This is a genomic window from Paracoccus aminovorans (assembly GCF_900005615.1).
Taxonomy (GTDB): Bacteria; Pseudomonadota; Alphaproteobacteria; order Rhodobacterales; family Rhodobacteraceae; genus Paracoccus; species Paracoccus aminovorans.
The window spans coordinates 1710247-1727067 of record NZ_LN832559.1 but is presented as its reverse complement, the minus strand read 5'-3'; the positions used below and the strand labels follow the sequence as shown (position 1 = coordinate 1727067).

Sequence of the window (16821 nt, the reverse complement as noted above, 5' to 3'; positions counted from 1 at the left end):
GATGGTCCCTCAGAACGTCCCGCCGGGCGGGCGTTCGGCCTTTTCGGCCCGTTCGGCGCCGTCCTTGATGGCCTGGCGCAGTTTCTTTTCCAGCGATTCGCGACGGCCGGGCTGGTGCAGCTTCAGCCCGAACATGTCCTTGACATAGAAGGTGTCCACCACCTGCGCCCCGAAGGTCGCGATCACGGCGCTGGCGATCTGGATGTGGTTCTCTGCCAGGGTACGGGTCAGGTCGTAGAGCAGGCCGGGGCGGTCGCGGGTATCGACCTCGACCACGGTGTAGACGTCCGAGGCCTCGTTGTCGAAGGTGATATGCGTCGGGAAGCGAAAGGCGGATTCGCGCTTTTTCGGCCTGTCGCGGCCGGCCAGCGCCTCGCGCGCGACGATCTCGCCCTTCAGCGTGCGCTGGATCATGGCGCGCAGCCGCGGCAGCCGGTCGGCGGCATAGGGATGGCCGTCGCCGTCCTGCAGCCAGAACACCGCGGTCGCGAAACCGTCCTTGGTGGTATAGGTGCGCGCATCGACGATATTGGCCCCCACCAGCGCCAGCGCGCCGGCCATGCGGGAAAAGATGCCCGGATGGTCGGCCAGGACGAAGGCGGCGCGGGTCGCGTCGCGGTCGGTGTCGGGGTGCAGGTCGGTGCGGATCTCGTTCTCGGCCAGGCCCTTCAGCATCTCGGCAAAGACGTAATGCGTGTCGGTGGGCAGGCCCGGCCAGTAATTGTCGTAATGCCGCGCCAGTTCGGCCTTAATCGCCTTCGGCTCCCAGCCCTTGGCGGTCAGCAGGTGGCGCAGCGAACGCTTGGCCTCGCCGGTGCGCTTGTCGCGGTTCAACTCCTCGAGGCCGTTGTTCAGCGCCAGCCTGCTTTCCTGATACAGCTTGCGCAGCAGCATGGCCTTCCAGTTGTTCCAGGTGCCGGGACCGACGCCGCGGATGTCGCAGACGGTCAGCACCAGCAGCAGATCCAGCCGCTTGGTCGTCTTCACCGCCTTGGCGAAGTCGCGCAGCGTGCGCGGGTCGGCGATGTCGCGCTTTTGCGCCACGTCCGACATCAGCAGGTGGTTGCGGATCAGCCATTCGATGGTCTCGATCTCGTCCACCGGCAGGCCGAACCGGGTGCAGACGCGCCGCGCCAGCCGCGCGCCCAGGATCGAGTGGTCCTCGGTCCGGCCCTTGCCGATGTCGTGCAGGAGCACGGCCAGATAGATCACCCGCCGGTTGATCTTGCCCTTCATGATCTTGCTGACCACCGGCAGATCCTCGACATCCTCGCCGCGCTCGGTGGCGGCCAGGGCGGCGACGCATTGGATCAGGTGTTCGTCGACGGTGTAGTGGTGATAGACGTTGAACTGCATCATCGCCACGACCGGCGCGAATTCCGGGATGAAGGCCGCCAGCACCCCCAATTCGTTCATCCGCCGCAGCGCGCGTTCCGGATTGCCGTGCTTCAGCAGCAGGTCCAGGAAGATGCGCACCGCCTCGGGGTCCTGGCGCATGCGGTCGTCGATCATGTCGAGGTTCGCGGCCACCGTGCGCATGGCGTCGGGGTGGATCAGGATGCCGGTGCGCAGCGCCTCCTCGAACAGGCGCAGGATGTTCAGCGGGTCGGACAGGAACTGGCCTTCGTCGGCATAGGTCAGCCGGCCCTTGTCGACGCGGAAGCCGGCGCGCACCCGGCGGCGGCGGCGGAACAGCACATTCATCACCGGGGCGCGATAGAGGTGCCGCGCCTCCAGCGCCACCAGGAACACCCGGGTCAGCTCGCCCACCTTGGTGGCGTGCAGGAAGTAATCCTGCATGAAGATCTCGACCGCCCGGCGGCCGCCGAGGTCGCGATAGCCCATGCGCCGGGCCACCTCGACCTGCATGTCGAAGGTCAGCTGGTCCTGCGGCCGGCCGGCGATCAGGTGCAGGTGGCAGCGCACGGCCCAGAGGAAATCCTCGGCCTGCCAGAAGGTCAGGTGCTCTTCCTTGGTGAAGAAACCGAGGCCGACCAGCTCCACGGCGCGGTCGACGCGGTGGATGTATTTCGCGATCCAGTAGAGGGTCTGCAGGTCGCGCAAGCCGCCCTTGCCCTCCTTGACGTTCGGTTCCAGCACATAGCGCTGGCCGCCCTGGCGGCGGTGGCGCTCGGACCGCTCGGCCAGCTTCGCCTCGATGAATTCCGGGATCGAGCGGTCGAACAGCTCGGTCCAGAGCCGGTCGCGCAGCATCTCGGCCGTGGTGGCGTGGCCGCAGACCAGGCGGTGCTCCAAGAGGCTGGTGCGGATGGTGATGTCGCCCGCGCCCAGCCGGATGCAGTCGTCGACGGAACGGGTGGACTGTCCGACCTTCAGCTTCAGGTCCCAGAGCATGTAGAGCATGGATTCGATCACGCTCTCGGCCCAGCCCGAGACCTTCCACGGGCTGAGGAACAGCAGGTCCACGTCGGATTGCGGCGCCATCTCGGCCCGGCCGTAGCCGCCGATGGCCAGCACCGCCAGGCGTTCGGCCTCGGTCGGGTTGTTGCGCGGGTGCAGGACGCTGGTGGCGACGTGGTGGACGGCGATGACGGTGGCGTCGGTCAGGCTGGCGATGGCGCGCACGGTCTCACGCGCGGCGCGGGGGTGGGACATGAAACCCGCCGCGATGTCGGCCATGGCGGCGGTGCGGGCCTGGGACAGCAGGGCGACGGTGCGGGCGCGGATCTCGCGCGGGTCGGAGACGCCCTGCAGCGCCGTGGTCAGCGCGGGCAGGAAGGTCTCGGGCACGAACAGCGAATGCGCCCCGGGCAGGGCCGGGGCGCTTTGCGGCAGGGTTTCGGGCGGGCGGGTCGCCAAGATCAGAACCCGAAACCGCCGAAGCTGCGCGGGGCGGGGTCCAGCACCACGAGCTGGTTGCCCCGCACGGTGGCGACGGCCAGCGCGCGTTCGTTGGTGCCGTCGCGCTTCAGGCGGAAGGCGCCCTGGACGCCGGCGAAGCCCGCATTCTGGGTCAGGCCGGCGGTGGTCAGCGCGTTGCGCTTGCCCGCCCGCACCAGCGCGGCGATGGCGGCGACGCCGTCATAGGCCAACGAGCCCAGCTCATGCGGCGTCTCGCCCTGGGCCGAACGGTAGCGCTGGTCGAACTGCGCCTTCATGGTGGTGTCGGGGATGGCGAACCAGCCGCCCTGCACGCCGCGCAGCTGCAGCCGGGCCGAGGGCTGGTCCCAGCGGGTCAGCCCCATCATCTGCACCGCGGCCGAGGTGACGCCGGCATCCGCCAGCTTGTCGGTCAGATAGGGCAGCACCGCGCCCTGGTTCGCGGTCAGGAACACCGCATCGACATTGCCCGACAGCGCCGCCGAGGCGACATTGGGGATGATGCCGTCGATGCCCTGCTTGGACAGCGGGTGGATGGCGCTGCCGGCCAGGGTGGCGCCGTTCCTCTGGATCGCGCGCTGGATGGCCTGGGCGCCGACCTGGCCCGCGGCATCGTCCTCGGCCACCATCAGGATGCGGCGCTTGCCGTTCTTGACGCCGTATTTCACCAGCCGGTCGGCCACGTTGTCGAAGGTGTTGCCCAGCACGAAGACGTTGCCGCCGGCGATGTCGGTGTTGTTCGAGAAGGACAGCACGTTGATGCCCTGCGGCGCCATGGCGTTGCCGACCGCATTGGCACTGTCGGCAAAAAGCGGGCCCAGGATGATCTTGGCGCCCTCGGCCGCCGCCTTGTTGGCCGAGGCGACGGCCGTGCCCGGTTCCGAGCCGGCGTTGTAGACGCGCAGGTCGATCGTTGCGCCGCGGGCGTCGCTGGCCGCCATCTTGGCCGAATTGGTCAGCGACCGCGCCAGCCAGTCCAGATCGGCATTGCCACCGGGCACCAGCAGCGCCACCTGCACCGGTTGCGACGGGTCGATGGCGGGTCCGGTCTGCGGGCCGGAAGCCCCCATCTCGATCGGTTGGCAGGCGGCGAGGGCCAGGGCGGAAAGGACAGCTCCGACGCGCGCAAGGGGGCGGCGCAGGTCGAAGGCGCCGCGGATCGTTTTCAGGACGGTCATAGGCGTGATTCCCTGTTGGATCGAGGCTGGGGGTTTGATCGGGGGCAGGTTATTGGCATATGCCGGTCATGGCAACTTGCCCCGCAGAGAGAAAGGGACCCGCGATGGAAGACGGCGCCAGCACGGCCGGGACAGGCGCCCGGCCGCTTTCGCTTTCGGTCTCGGCCCAGCCGCCGGGGCCGGGGCTCTACCTGGTCGCGACGCCGATCGGCGCGGCGCGCGACATCACCCTGCGCGCGCTGGACGTGCTGAACGCCGCCGATATACTGGCGGCCGAGGACACCCGCAACCTGCGGCACCTGCTGGATATCCACGGCATTCCGCTGCGCGGGCGGCGTCTGATCGCCTATCACGACCATAACGCCGACCGGCAGCGCCCTGCGGTGATGGCGGCGCTGGAGGCGGGAAAATCCGTCGCCTATGCCTCGGACGCGGGCACGCCGCTGGTCGCCGATCCGGGCTATCGGCTGGCGCGGGACGCCGCCGAGGCCGGCCATGCCGTTCGGGCGCTGCCCGGCCCTTCGGCGGCGCTGGCGGCGCTCTCGGTCTCGGGCCTGCCCAGCGACCGCTTCCTGTTCGTGGGCTTTCCGCCCGCAGCGGCAGGGGCACGGCGGAAATGGATCGACGGCTGGCGCGAGGTCGAGGCGACGGTGATCGTCTTCGAAAGCCCCAGGCGCGTTAAGCAATTGTTGGAGAATCTCTGCGAAAGTGAGGCGAATCGCACTACGGTGATCTGCAGGGAACTGACCAAGAAGTTCGAAGAGGTGATGCGCGGCACGGCGGCGGAACTGGCGGAACGGATTCCGGAAGAAGGATTGCGCGGCGAAATCGTCGTGCTTTTCGACCGTCCCGAACCGGTCCAGGCAGACGAGGACAGCTTGCGCGCGGCGCTGAGTGTCCTTCTCGGCAGCATGCCGCTCAAGGCGGCGGCCGCCGAGGTGGCGGGGCGTTTCCGGCGGCCGCGTCGCGAGGTCTATGCCCTGGCGGTGCAGATGAAAGAGGAACGGGAATGAAGCATGAAGGCAATTTCCAGGGAGCGCCCGTTCCCGTCGCCTCGCAGGTCATGCGTGGCGTCGTCGCCTGTTCGGGCGGTCGCATGGCCGAGGATTCGGTGGCACGCGAATACCTCGCGCGTGGCTATGAGCTGATCGCCGAGCGCTGGCGCGGCCGGGGCGGAGAGATCGACCTGATCTTGCTGAAGGCCGGGGAATATGTCTTCGTCGAGGTCAAGAAGGCCGATTTCCACCATTGGGCCGCCGAGCGGATCGGCCGCAGGCAGATTGCCCGCATCTGCAACGCAGCGCTTGAATATTGCGGTCGCCTGTCCAGCGGCCTCATGACCGCGATGCGCTTCGATGCGGCGCTGGTGGATCAGTTCGGACGGGTCGAGATCCGCGAAAACGCCTTCGGCATGAATTGAAGCCTTTGCTTGCAAAGCTCGGCCGGGCGGGCCAGAACTCGCCTGAAACAGGCGGGGGATGAGAGCATGAGTCTTTACGTTGCGCTTCAGATGGACCCGATCGAGCAGGTTTCGATCAGCGGCGACAGCACCTTCCGGCTGGGACTCGAAGCCGAGGCGCGCGGGCATCGGCTGTTCCAATATACCGCCGACCGGCTCAGCTACGCCGAAGGCCGCGTCATCGCGCGCGGTCGGCCGATCACCCTGCGCCGGCAGCAGGGCGACCATGTCACTTTCGGGGATTGGGTCGAAGTGGACCTGTCGGAATTCGACGTGGTCTGGCTGCGCCAGGACCCCCCGTTCGACATGAGCTATATCACCACCACCCACCTGTTGGACCGCATCCATCCGCGGACCTATGTCGTCAACGATCCGTTCTGGGTCCGCAACAGCCCCGAGAAGCTGCTGGTGCTCGATTTCCCCGAACTCACCCCGCCCACGCTGATCACGCGCGATCTGGCCCAGATCCGCGCCTTTCGCGAGCGGCACGGGGATTTCATCCTGAAGCCGCTTTACGGCAACGGCGGTGTCGGCATCTTCCACATGCGGCCCGACGATCCCAACCTGTCCTCGCTGGTCGAGACCTTCCTGGCCAGCAGCCGCGAGCCGATCATCGCGCAGAAATACCTGCCCGCCGTGGTCCGGGGCGACAAGCGCATCATTCTGGTGGACGGCGAGCCGGTCGGTGCGATCAACCGCGTGCCGGCGGCGGGCGAGGTGCGGTCGAACATGCATGTCGGCGGCAGTCCCGAGAAGATCGGCCTGACCGATCGCGAGCGCGAGATCTGCGCCATCATCGGACCGGTGCTGCGCGAGAAGGGGCTGCTCTTCACCGGCATCGACGTGATCGACGGCTGGCTGACCGAGATCAACGTGACCTCGCCCACCGGCATCCAGGAGCTTGAGCGTTTCGACGGCATCAACGCCGCCGAACTGATCTGGCAGGCCGTCGAACGCAAGCTTTCCGAACGCGGCTGAGGCAGACCAGCACGTCGGGCAGCAACCCGATGGAGCGCAGCTTCTTGACCGAATGCTGCGTCGGCTTGGTCTTGAGCTCGTCCGAGGCGGCCGGATAGGGCAGCAAGGTCAGGTGCATGAAGATGCAGCGCCCGCGCGTGCGCGATCAGTCCGCGCGGCCGAAGGGCAACCTGTAGGAGAGCGCCTCTGCCAGGTGCGGTTGCCGGATCGCCGCGGACTCATCGAGGTCGGCGATGGTCCGGGCGCTGCGCAGGATGCGGTGATAGCCGCGCGGCGTCAGGCCCAGCCTTTCGGCCGCCAGCGACAGCAGTGCGCGACATTCGCCGTCGAGCGGCGCGATCTCTTCCAGCAACCGGCCCGAGGCGTCGGCATTGACCCGCGCCGTCGGATGATCGGCGAAGCGGCCGTTCTGGATTGCGCGCGCCGCCGCGACGCGCGCGGCCACGATGGCCGAGCTTTCGCCCGTGGCCGGCAGCGCCAGGTCTTCGATCGCGACCTGCGGCACCTCGAAGCGCAGGTCGAAGCGATCCATCATCGGTCCCGAGATCCGGCCCAGGTAGTCCGACCCGCAACGCGGCGCCTTGGCGCAGGCCTGGCCAGGATCGGCGATCTCGCCGCAGCGGCAGGGATACGCCGCTGCGACCAGCAGGAAGCGGGCGGGATAGCGGATATGGGCATTGGCGCGCGAGACGTGGATCTCGCCGGTTTCCAGCGGTTCGCGAAGGGCGTCGACGACGCGGCGCTCGAATTCGGGCAGTTCGTCGAGGAAGAGCACACCGTTATGGGCGAGGCTGGCCTGGCCCGGCCGGGCGCCACGCCCGCCGCCGACCATCGCCGCCATCGATGCGGTGTGATGCGGCTGCTGGAAAGGCGCGTTGCGCGAAATGCCGCCCTCCGCCAACTGGCCGGCGACGGAATGGATCACCGATGTTTCCAGCGCCTCTTGCGGCGTCAGCGGCGGCAGTATGCCGGGCAGGCGGGTGGCCAGCATCGACTTACTGGCGCCGGGCGCCCCGACCATCAACAGGTGGTGACGGCCGGCGGCGGCGATCTCAACGGCGCGGCGGGCGCGTTCCTGGCCGATGACCTCGGAGAGATCGGCGTGCTGCGGCGCGAGTGCCGGTTCGCCCGGCGCGGCGCGCGCCAGGGGTGCGCGGTCGGTCAGGTGGTCTACCGCCTCGCGCAGGTTGCGCGGCGCCAGCACCGGGACCGCCGCGACCCAGGCGGCCTCGGCCCCGCAGGCCCGCGGCACGATCAGCGCGCGCCCGTCCTCGGCCGCGGCCATGGCGGCGGGCAGGGCGCCGGTGACGGGCGACAACCGCCCGTCCAGCGCAAGCTCGCCCAGCGAAACCACCCGTTCCAGCGCATCGGCCGGCACCACGTCCAGCGCGCCCAGCACGGCCAGCGCGATGGGCAGGTCGAAATGCGAACCCTCCTTGGGCAGGTCGGCGGGCGACAGGTTCACGGTCACACGGCGCGAGGGCATGGCTATGGACAGCGCGCCGAAGGCCGCCTTGACCCGTTCCCGCGCCTCGCTGACCGATTTGTCGGGCAGGCCGACGATGGCGAACCCCGGCAGCCCCGGCGAGACCGAGCATTGCACCTCGACCAGCCGCGCCTCGACCCCGTCGAAGGCCACGGTATAGGCAATCGCCACCATCTGCTTTCCCCACGTCACCCCGCCTTTGTTACCCTGCCGAAGCTTAAAGATTGGTTAACCGGCGCGGCTCGCTTGTTCCGCGCCCCGCTTCGGCCTATGTCCTTGCCAAGCGTCACGGCAGAGGAAGCGACCATGCAGGGCAGCCGCATATTGCTGATCGTCGGCGGGGGAATCGCCGCCTTCAAGATCCCCGAGCTGATCCGCATGATCCGGCGCGAGGGCGGGTCGGTGGTGCCGGTGCTGACCGCTGCCGGGGCCGAGTTCGTCACGCCGTTGACGCTGTCCTCGCTGGCCGAGGCGCCGTGCCATACCGCGCTGTTCGACCTGACCCGCGAATCCGAGATGGGCCATATCCAGCTGTCGCGCGCCGCCGATCTGGTGGTGGTGGCGCCGGCGACGGCCGATCTGCTGGCCCGGATGGCGGCGGGGCTGGCGGGCGACCTGGCCTCGACCCTGCTGCTGGCGACCGACAAGCCGGTGCTGGCGGCGCCGGCGATGAACGTGCGCATGTGGCAGCACCCGGCGACGCAGCGCAACATGGACCTGCTGGAAAGCGACGGCGTCCGCTTCGTCGGCCCGGACGAGGGCGACATGGCCTGTGGCGAGTACGGTCCCGGCCGCATGGCCGAGCCCGAGACGATCCTGGCCGCGATCCGCGCCGCGGTGGCGCGCGACCGGCCGCTGCGGCTGCCGCCCGAGGCGGTGGTGTCGCTGCCGCAGCGGGTGCTGACCGGGCGGCATGTCATCGTGACCTCGGGTCCGACCCACGAGCCGATCGATTCGGTGCGCTATATCGCCAACCGCTCCAGCGGGGCGCAGGGCAGCGCCATCGCCGCTGCGCTGCGCGACCTGGGCGCGCGGGTCAGTTTCGTCACCGGCCCGGCCGAGGTGCCGCCGCCCGAGGGTGTCGAGGTGATCCCGGTCGAGACCGCGCGCGAGATGCGCGAAGCGGTCGAGGATGCGCTGCCCGCCGATGCCGCCGTGATGGCCGCCGCCGTGGCCGACTGGCATGTGGTCAATGCCAGGCAGGGCAAGATCAAGAAGGATGGCTCGGGCGCGCTTCCCGACCTGCAATTCGCCGAGAATCCGGACATCCTGGCCTGGATCAGCCGGTTGCCGCAGGGGCGCCCCGGACTGGTGGTGGGCTTTGCGGCCGAGACCGATCATGTGCTCGAAAACGCGACGGCCAAGCGTGCCCGCAAAGGCTGCGACTGGATCCTGGCCAATGACGTCAGCCCGGCGACGGGGATCATGGGCGGGACCGAGAACGCGGTGACGCTGATTTCGGCCGAGGGGGCGGAAAGCTGGCCGCGGCTCTCCAAGGCGGAAGTTGCGCGCCGCCTGGCCGCACGGCTGGCCGACGCGCTGAACGCCCGCAACAATCCGGCGGAGGATCGGACATGAACCGGATCTATCTGGACTGGAACGCCACCGCGCCGCTGCGCCCCGAGGCGCGCGCGGCGATGCTGGAGGCGATGGAGATCGTCGGCAACCCGTCCTCGGTCCATGCCGAAGGCCGGGCGGCGAAATCGGCGCTGGAACGCGCGCGCGAGGATGTCGCGGCGGCGCTGGGGGCCGAGGGGGCCGACGTGATCTTCACCTCGGGTGCGACGGAAAGCGCGGCGCTGATCCTCGGCGGGCGCGATCTGGCCTGTTCGCCGGTAGAACATGCCGCCGTGACCGCCTGGTGCCGGGCGGAACTGACGAGCGATTCCATGGGCCGCGTTACGGTGCCCGATCCCGCCGGCACGACCTTGCAACTCGCCAATGCCGAGACCGGGGTGATCCAGGATCTGCCCGAGGGGCTGGCCGCCAGCGACCTGACCCAGGCTTTCGGCAAGATTCCGTTTTCCTTCAACTGGCTGGGCATCCAGGCGGGCTTCGTCTCGGCCCACAAGCTGGGCGGTCCGCGCGGCATCGGCGCGCTGGTCGTCCGGCGCGGCACCGAGGTCGAGGCGCGCATCAAGGGCGGCGGGCAGGAACAGGGCCGCCGCGCCGGGACCGAGAACCTGATCGGCATCATGGGCTTTGCCGCCGCGGCGAAAGCGGCGCAGAATGATCTGGATCAAGGAATCGGTGAAAAAGTGTCGCAAATTCGCGATTCCCTGATGGCCGCTCTGGAATCCGGGGCTGAAATGGTTACATTCCCGGGGCGCGAATCCCGCCGCCTGCCGAATACATTGTCAATCCTGACGCCGGGATGGCGCGGAGAGACGCAGGTGATGCAGATGGACCTCGCCGGATTTGCCGTCTCGGCAGGCTCGGCCTGTTCCTCGGGCAAGGTCCGGCCCAGTTCCGTCCTGACGGCCATGGGGATCGCGCCGGAACGGGCGGGCGATGCGATCCGCGTCTCGATCGGGCCGACCACGGACGATCGGGATGTTGCGCGTTTCGCGGATGCCTGGCTGGCGGCGCACGACCGCTGGCGGCAAAGGAATGAGCAGCGGGAGACCGCGGGAAGGGTGTGAGATGTCTGTTGAGACCGACGAGGCAATCGAAGTCCGCGAGGGCGTAGACCGCGAGACCGTCGAGACCGTCCAGAGCATGGGGTCCTACAAATACGGCTGGGACACCGAGATCGAGATGGACTATGCCCCCAAGGGCATCAACGAGGACATCGTCCGGCTGATCTCGAACAAGAACGACGAGCCCGAATGGATGCTGGAATGGCGCCTGGCGGCCTTCCGCCGCTGGCAGACCATGACCGAGCCCCGCTGGGCGATGCTGCACTATCCCGAGATCGACTATCAGGACCAGTATTACTACGCCCGCCCGAAAAGCATGGAGGTCAAGCCCAAGTCCCTGGACGAGGTCGACCCGAAGCTGCTGGCGACCTATGAGAAGCTGGGCATCCCGCTGAAGGAGCAGATGATCCTGGCGGGCGTCGAGGGCGCCGAGGATGCCCCGGCCGAGGGCCGCAAGGTCGCCGTGGACGCGGTCTTCGACTCGGTCTCGGTCGGCACCACCTTCAAGGACGAGCTGGCCAAGGCGGGCGTGATCTTCTGCCCGATCAGCGAGGCGATCCGCGAACATCCCGAGCTGGTGCGGAAATATCTGGGCTCGGTGGTGCCGCAGTCGGACAACTTCTTCGCCACGCTGAACTCGGCGGTCTTTTCGGACGGGTCCTTCGTCTATGTGCCGCCGGGCGTGAAATGCCCGATGGAGCTGTCGACCTATTTCCGCATCAATGCCGAGAACACCGGCCAGTTCGAGCGCACGCTGATCATCTGCGACCGCGGCGCCTATGTCAGCTACCTGGAAGGCTGCACCGCGCCCAAGCGCGACACCGCGCAGCTGCATGCGGCCGTGGTCGAGATCGTCATCCTGGAGGATGCCGAGGTGAAATATTCGACCGTCCAGAACTGGTTCCCCGGCGACGAGGAAGGCAAGGGCGGCATCTACAACTTCGTCACCAAGCGCGCCGACTGCCGCGAGGCCCGCGCCAAGGTGATGTGGACCCAGGTCGAGACCGGCAGCGCGATCACCTGGAAATATCCGTCCTGCATCCTGCGCGGCGAGGAATCCTCGGGCGAGTTCTACTCCATCGCCATCGCCAACAACATGCAGCAGGCCGATACCGGCACCAAGATGATCCATCTTGGCAAGAACACCCGCTCGCGCATTGTTTCCAAAGGGATTTCCGCCGGAAAAGCGCAGAACACCTATCGCGGGCTGGTGTCGATGCACCCGCGCGCGACCAACAGCCGCAACTATACGCAATGCGACAGCCTGCTGATCGGCGGCGAGTGCGGCGCCCATACCGTGCCCTATATCGAGGTCAAGAACAGCTCGTCCCGCGTCGAGCACGAGGCGACGACCAGCAAGGTGGACGAGGATCAGCTGTTCTATTGCCGCCAGCGCGGCATGGACGAGGAAGAGGCGGTGGCGCTGGTCGTCAACGGCTTCTGCCGCGAGGTTCTGCAGGCGCTGCCGATGGAATTCGCCATGGAGGCGCAGTCGCTCGTCGCCATCTCGCTGGAAGGGTCGGTCGGATGATCGTCACCACCACCCCGGGCATCGAGGGCCGCCGCATCACCGCCTATCACGGCGTGGTGGCGGGCGAGACCATCATCGGCGCCAATATCTTCCGCGATATCTTCGCGGGGATCCGCGACATCGTGGGCGGCCGCTCGGGGGCCTATGAATCCGCGATGGCCTCGGCCCGCGAAACCGCCCTGTCCGAGATGCAGGACCGCGCCGCCGCCGTGGGTGGCAATGCCGTGGTCGGCGTCGATCTGGATTATGAAGTCATCAACAACATGCTGATGGTGTCGGCCTCGGGCACCGCCGTCACCGCCGAATGAGGAAGCGAAATGCTGGAAATCAAGAACCTGCACGTGAAGCTTGAGGACGAGGACAAACAGATCCTGAAAGGGGTCGACCTGGTCGTCCCCGCGGGCGAGGTCCATGCGATCATGGGGCCGAACGGCTCGGGCAAATCGACGCTGTCCTATGTGCTGTCCGGCCGCGGCGGCTATGAGGTGACCGAGGGCGAGGCGGCGCTGGACGGCGAGGACCTGCTGGCCATGGAGCCCGAGGAGCGTGCGGCCGCCGGCCTGTTCCTGGCCTTCCAATACCCGGTCGAGATCCCCGGCGTCGGCAACCTGACCTTCCTGCGCACCGCCGTGAACGCGCAGCGCAAGGCGCGCGGCGAGGAGGAGCTGTCCTCGGCCGAGTTCCTGAAGATCGTGCGCGAGAAGGCCAAGACGCTGAAGATCGATTCCGAGATGCTGAAGCGCCCGGTGAACGTCGGCTTCTCGGGCGGCGAGAAGAAGCGCAACGAGATCCTGCAGATGGCCATGCTGGAACCGCGCATGTGCATCCTGGACGAGACCGACTCGGGCCTCGACGTGGACGCGATGCGTCTGGTGTCGGAGGGCGTGAACGCGCTGCGTTCGCCCGAGCGCAGTTTCCTGGTCATCACCCATTACCAGCGGCTGCTGGACCATATCCGCCCGGACGTGGTGCATATCATGGCCAACGGCCGCATCGTGAAGTCCGGCGGGCCGGAGCTTGCGCTCGAGGTCGAGCAGCACGGCTACGGCGACCTGCTGGCGGAGGTCGGCTGACATGGCGGATACGGCTGTTCTTGCCGATCAAGTGCCGGCGGTCGAGGGCAAGACCCGTCCTGGCGGCAATGCGCTGTCGGCGCGGCTGGCGGCGCTGGACCTGCCCCGGGGCGGCTTCACCCGCCCGGCGCGCGAGGATGCGGCGCAGCGGTTGCAGGCCATGGGCCTGCCCGGCCCGCGCGACGAATATTGGCGCTACACCGATCCCGCGCCCTTCAACGCGGCGCAGTCGCCGGCGCTGGAGATCGCGCCCGGCCCGACCACGCTGTTCACCGGGATCGACCGGCTGAACCTGGTCTTTGTCGACGGGCGTTTCGACACGGCTGCCTCGGATCCGCTTGCGGGCGAGGGCCTGAGCATCGAAAGCCTGGCCCAGGCGGATGCGGCGGCCGACCACTGGGCGGCCGGGCTCTATGGCCAGCTCGAAGCCGCGGGCCAGATCCCGGTGCGCCGTCCCTTCGCGGCGCTGAACACGCTGGCCGCCCGCGACGGTTTGCTGATCCGGGTCACCGGCAAGGTCACGCGGCCGGTGCATGTCACCTATCGCCGGACCGCGGCGGATGCGGACGTGCATCTGCACCACGTCCTGCTGCTGGAGGACGGCGCCGAACTGACGCTGCTGGAAACCGGCGAGATCGGCGCGCGCTCCAACGTGGTGATCGAGGCCGATCTGGGCCGGGGCGCCCGGCTGCACCATGTCGCCTCGAAACGGGCCAACGACGCCCGGCTGGGCATCGGCCATGTCTTTGCCCGCGTCGGTGCCGAGGCGCTGTTCAAGTCCTTCACCCTGGCCGTCAACGGCCGGATGATGCGCAACGAGGGCGTGATCCAGATCCTCGGCGACGATGCCGTGGCCCATATCGCCGCCGCGGTGCTGGGCGATGGCGGCACGGGGCGCTTTCACCACGACGACACTGTCTTCATCACCCATGACGCCGAGCGTTGCGAAAGCCGGCAGGTGTTCAAGAAGGTGCTGAAGAACGGCGCCGAGGGCATCTTCCAGGGCAAGATTCTGGTCAAGCCCGGCGCGCAAAAGACCGACGGCTACCAGATCAGCCAGGGCCTTCTGCTGGACGAGGGCAGCCAGTTCCTGGCCAAGCCGGAACTGGAGATCTATGCCGACGACGTGAAATGCTCGCATGGCTCGACCACCGGCGCGCTGGACGAGACGGCGCTGTTCTACCTGCGCTCGCGTGGGGTGCCCAAGGAACGCGCCATCGTGCTTCTGGTGCTGTCCTTCCTGGCCGATGCCCTGGACGAGATCGAGGACCAGCGGTTGCGCGACGACATCCTCGGCCGGCTCGAGGAATGGCTGACCCAGCGGGCGGGCACCCAGGGCCAGGCATGACCCGCGCCAGCATCGTCCCGCGCATCCTGGAAAGCTGGTGGGCACCGGGCAGGGTGGTCGGGTCGCTGCGCGGCCTGCCCGACCGGGCGCTGATCGTGGTGCTGATGACGGCGATGCTGATCTTTCTGGTGGCGCAGGCGCCGGTCCATCAGCGTGCGGCGCAGATCGACCCCTCGGTGCCGTTCCAGGCCCGGATGGGCGGCGCGCTGCTGGCGGTGATGTTCATGCTGCCGCTGCTGGCCTATGCGGTGGCGGCGCTGGTCTCGGCGCTGTCGCGGCTGACGCCCCGACCTGTCGCGCCGCAGGATTCGCGGCTGGCGCTGTTCTGGGCGCTGCTTGCCGTCGCCCCCGCCATGCTGTTGGCCGGGATGACCGCGGGGCTGGTCGGCCCCGGCCCGGCACTGTCCCTGACCCGTGGGCTGGCGGGCCTGGGCTTTCTGGTGATATGGGGCGCGGGACTGCGCGCATTGGCGGGGAAGAGATGACTTCTGGCGATCTTGGCGATCTGGTGGTGCTGACCATACGCGAGCCGGCGGCGGCGCTGCGGGTGCTGCGCGGTCTGGACCTGCCGATGTCCGCGCGCTGGATGGCGCTGCTGCTGGCGGTCACGCTTTCGACGCTGCTGGCGATGCTGTCGCTGGCGCTGTTCCCGATCGAGGTGGAAAGCCCGGTCTCGGCGGTGCTGTCCTCTCCGGCGGTGCTGGCCGGGGTACAATTCGCCGCCATGGCGGTGTCGGCGCTGATGATGGCGCAGGTCGGGCGCTGGTTCGGCGGCCAGGGCGATTTCGCCGACGCGCTGCTGATCGTGGCCTGGGTCGAGCTTCTGCTGGTCGGGCTGCAGGCGGTGCAGGTGCTGATGATGCTGCTGTTCCCGGCCACGGCCGCCATGCTCTCCGTGCTGGCCTTCGGCCTGTTTCTTTATCTTGCCGTGGCCATGACCAAGGCGCTGCACGGGTTTTCCAGCACCGGCAAGGTGGTGCTGGGATTCGTCGGCAGCCTGTTCGTATTGGGCTTCGTGCTGTCGCTGCTGGCGGCGGCACTGGGCATCGTCCCCGAGGTGACACCATGAGCTTCGACATCGACAAGGTCCGGGCCGATTTCCCGATCCTGTCCACCCAGGTCAACGGCCGGCCGCTGGTCTATCTGGACAATGGCGCCAGCGCGCAGAAGCCGCGCCAGGTGATCGACGCGATCACCCGCGCCTATGAGGCGGAATATGCCAATGTCCATCGCGGGCTGCATTATCTCTCGAACCTCGCGACCGAGAATTACGAGCGCGTCCGCGGCATCATCGCCCGCTTCCTGAACGCCCCGCGCGAGGACGAGGTGATCTTCACCTCGGGCGCGACCGAGGGCCTCAACCTGGTCTCCTACGGCTGGGCCGCGCCGCGGCTTCAGGCCGGCGACGAGATCGTGCTGTCGGTGCTGGAACACCATGCCAATATCGTGCCCTGGCACTTCCTGCGCGAACGCCAGGGGGTGCAGTTGAAATGGGTCGAGCCCGAGCCGGACGGCAGCCTGCCGCCCGAGAAGGTGCTGGCGGCGGTCGGGCCGCGCACCCGGCTGATCGCCGTCACCCATATGTCGAACGTGACCGGTACCGTGGTCGATGTCGGCGCCATCGCGCGCGGCACATCGGTGCCGGTGCTGGCCGACGGCAGCCAGGCCGCGGTGCATATGCCGGTGGACCTGTCCGCGCTTGGCGTCGATTTCTACTGCATCACCGGGCACAAGCTCTATGGCCCCTCGGGCTCGGGCGCGATCTGGATCCGTGGCGAGCGCCAGGCCGAGATGCGTCCCTTCATGGGCGGCGGCGACATGATCCGCACAGTGACCCGGGACGCGGTCGACTATGCCGACCCGCCGCTGCGCTTCGAGGCCGGCACCCCCGGCATCGCCAACCAGATCGGTTTGGGCGCGGCGCTGGAATACATGATGGACCTGGGCATGGAGAACATCGCCGCGCATGAGCGGTCGTTGCGCGACTATGCCCGCGACCGGCTGCGCAGCCTGAACTGGCTGTCGGTGCAGGGCGATGCGGCCGAGAAGGGTGCGATCTTTTCCATGACCATGCAGGGCGCGCATGCGCATGACATCTCGACCATCCTCGACAAGCGCGGCATCGCCGTGCGGGCCGGGACGCATTGCGCCATGCCGCTGCTGGATTTCTTCGGCGTCTCGGCGACGGCGCGGGCGAGCTTTGCCATGTACAACACCAAGGCCGAGGTCGATGCCCTGATCGACGGGCTGTCCTTCTGCCGCGAGCTTTTCGCCTGAACCCCATTGCA

At 68.2% G+C, this 16821-nt stretch carries 15 protein-coding genes and 1 pseudogene; 12 read left to right on the top strand and 4 right to left on the bottom strand.

All coding sequences use genetic code 11. The features are described 5' to 3' along the window. Positions 1-9 precede the first annotated feature (9 nt). The gene (locus JCM7685_RS08655; RefSeq protein ID WP_074968934.1) at positions 10-2820 is read right to left on the bottom strand and encodes a [protein-PII] uridylyltransferase; all 2811 of its coding nucleotides are present in this window, start codon (positions 2818-2820) and stop codon (positions 10-12) included. A 2-nt stretch (positions 2821-2822) separates the two neighbouring features. Next, positions 2823-4019 (bottom strand): penicillin-binding protein activator, encoded by a 1197-nt coding sequence (locus JCM7685_RS08650; RefSeq protein ID WP_074968936.1) that lies wholly within the window; start codon positions 4017-4019, stop codon positions 2823-2825. 104 nt (positions 4020-4123) lie between these two features. Here JCM7685_RS08650 and rsmI point away from each other — a divergent pair, with 104 nt between their 5' ends. The 3 genes from rsmI to gshB all read left to right on the top strand — a co-directional run bounded on the left by rsmI (position 4124) and on the right by gshB (position 6456). After that, a complete protein-coding gene (gene rsmI / locus JCM7685_RS08645; RefSeq protein WP_074968938.1) occupies positions 4124-5032 on the top strand; it encodes a 16S rRNA (cytidine(1402)-2'-O)-methyltransferase in 909 nt (302 codons plus the stop codon). Continuing rightward, entirely contained in the window at positions 5029-5439 is a 411-nt protein-coding gene (locus tag JCM7685_RS08640; protein WP_170848944.1) for a YraN family protein, read from the top strand. Before rsmI ends, JCM7685_RS08640 begins: the two co-directional genes overlap by 4 nt. A gap of 66 nt (positions 5440-5505) precedes the next feature. Then, positions 5506-6456, top strand: coding sequence for a glutathione synthase (gene gshB, locus JCM7685_RS08635; protein WP_074968940.1), 951 nt, complete (start codon positions 5506-5508; stop codon positions 6454-6456). Here the strand turns inward: gshB and JCM7685_RS08630 are convergent. Then, a pseudogene (locus tag JCM7685_RS08630) lies at positions 6452-6598 on the bottom strand (hypothetical protein); the annotation flags it as partial. The gene gshB and the pseudogene JCM7685_RS08630 sit on opposite strands and share 5 nt — an antisense overlap. 3 nt (positions 6599-6601) lie before the next feature. After that, positions 6602-8116 carry a YifB family Mg chelatase-like AAA ATPase gene (locus JCM7685_RS08625; protein ID WP_074968942.1) on the bottom strand — a complete coding sequence of 505 codons (1515 nt, stop codon included), beginning with the start codon at positions 8114-8116 and terminating at the stop codon, positions 6602-6604. A gap of 132 nt (positions 8117-8248) precedes the next feature. On the opposite strand from JCM7685_RS08625, the gene coaBC reads away from it, so the two are divergent. Genes coaBC through JCM7685_RS08580 form a run of 9 tightly spaced genes read left to right on the top strand, consistent with a single transcriptional unit; the run spans position 8249 to position 16810 of the window. Beyond that, the gene (gene coaBC / locus JCM7685_RS08620) at positions 8249-9520 is read left to right on the top strand and encodes a bifunctional phosphopantothenoylcysteine decarboxylase/phosphopantothenate--cysteine ligase CoaBC (RefSeq protein ID WP_074968944.1); all 1272 of its coding nucleotides are present in this window, start codon (positions 8249-8251) and stop codon (positions 9518-9520) included. Beyond that, positions 9517-10584: a cysteine desulfurase family protein gene (locus JCM7685_RS08615; protein WP_074968946.1), complete on the top strand. Its 1068-nt coding sequence runs from the start codon at positions 9517-9519 to the stop codon at positions 10582-10584. Before coaBC ends, JCM7685_RS08615 begins: the two co-directional genes overlap by 4 nt. 1 nt (position 10585) lies before the next feature. Further along, positions 10586-12112: a Fe-S cluster assembly protein SufB gene (gene sufB, locus JCM7685_RS08610; protein ID WP_074968948.1), complete on the top strand. Its 1527-nt coding sequence runs from the start codon at positions 10586-10588 to the stop codon at positions 12110-12112. Further along, on the top strand, positions 12109-12420 hold the full coding sequence (locus tag JCM7685_RS08605; protein WP_074968950.1) for a heavy metal-binding domain-containing protein: 312 nt from the start codon (positions 12109-12111) through the stop codon (positions 12418-12420). Before sufB ends, JCM7685_RS08605 begins: the two co-directional genes overlap by 4 nt. 9 nt (positions 12421-12429) lie before the next feature. Further along, on the top strand, positions 12430-13185 hold the full coding sequence (gene sufC / locus JCM7685_RS08600; RefSeq protein ID WP_074968952.1) for a Fe-S cluster assembly ATPase SufC: 756 nt from the start codon (positions 12430-12432) through the stop codon (positions 13183-13185). Position 13186: 1 nt separating this feature from the next. Further along, complete coding sequence (locus tag JCM7685_RS08595) at positions 13187-14533, top strand: SufB/SufD family protein (RefSeq protein WP_083412813.1); 1347 nt, start codon at positions 13187-13189, stop codon at positions 14531-14533. Further along, the gene (locus tag JCM7685_RS08590) at positions 14530-15018 is read left to right on the top strand and encodes a hypothetical protein (protein WP_074968954.1); all 489 of its coding nucleotides are present in this window, start codon (positions 14530-14532) and stop codon (positions 15016-15018) included. The genes JCM7685_RS08595 and JCM7685_RS08590 overlap by 4 nt, the downstream gene beginning before the upstream one ends. Further along, positions 15015-15602, top strand: a complete 588-nt coding sequence (locus JCM7685_RS08585; protein WP_074968956.1) for a Yip1 family protein — start codon at positions 15015-15017, stop codon at positions 15600-15602. Before JCM7685_RS08590 ends, JCM7685_RS08585 begins: the two co-directional genes overlap by 4 nt. After that, the gene (locus JCM7685_RS08580; protein ID WP_074968958.1) at positions 15599-16810 is read left to right on the top strand and encodes a cysteine desulfurase; all 1212 of its coding nucleotides are present in this window, start codon (positions 15599-15601) and stop codon (positions 16808-16810) included. Before JCM7685_RS08585 ends, JCM7685_RS08580 begins: the two co-directional genes overlap by 4 nt. Positions 16811-16821 lie beyond the last annotated feature (11 nt).